General features: G+C 65.6%; 1 protein-coding gene. It reads right to left on the bottom strand.

Annotated elements, in window-relative coordinates; genetic code table 11:
* On the bottom strand, positions 1–591 hold a 591-nt coding region (locus B2J89_RS21260), incomplete at its 3' end, for a TerC family protein (protein WP_169170822.1).
* Positions 592–777 lie beyond the last annotated feature (186 nt).

Genomic DNA, 777 nt, shown 5'->3' with positions numbered 1-777 from the left:
CACGGCCACGGCGGGGTCGGAGACGGCCATGGTGCCGGCGATCCAGCCCAGCAGCATGCCGCCGAAGGTGATGATGGCCGGGAAGCGGTCCATGAGCTTGATGACCAGCTGGCTGCCCCAGACGATGATCGGGATGCTGATCACGAGGCCAAAGATGACCAGCGGCATCTCATGGTGGTCGGCCGCGCCCTGGGCCGCGCCGGCAATGGCGATCACGTTGTCGATGCTCATTACCAGGTCGGCGACGATGATGGTCTTGACGGCGGCGAGCAGCTTGTCGCTGGCGGTGATGTTGCTGTGGTCGTCGTCCGGATCGGGGGCCAGCAGCTTGACGCCGATCCACACCAGCAGCGCCGCGCCGGCGAGCTTGAGGAACGGGATGGCCAGCAGCGTGAGAGCGAAGTAGATCAGCACGACGCGCAGGACGATGGCGCCGGCCGTGCCCCACAGGATGCCCTTGGTGCGTTGCTGCGCCGGCAGCTTGCGGCAGGCCAGGGCGATGACGACGGCGTTGTCGCCGCCGAGCAGGATGTCGATCATCACGATTTGACCGACCGCGACCCAGAATTCTGGGGTCATGAATTGTTCCATGGAGTCCTCTTGGTTTCCGTATCAATGCAGCGTGCCGGCCGGGTCGATGGCGTGCTGCACCCGGATGGGTGGCTCCAGGGAGCGTTGCGGATGCCTTCGACCAAACCTGCGCGGGTTCAGATCGAAGGTCTTGCTCAGCGGCACAGTGTGTGCACCGCCCGACAGGCCGGAAGCGCTTGCGGCGCT

The sequence above is a fragment of the Acidovorax sp. SRB_24 genome (genome assembly GCF_012931925.1).
Note: the sequence above shows the minus strand (reverse complement) of the source record. Positions and strands in the feature narration are given on the sequence as shown.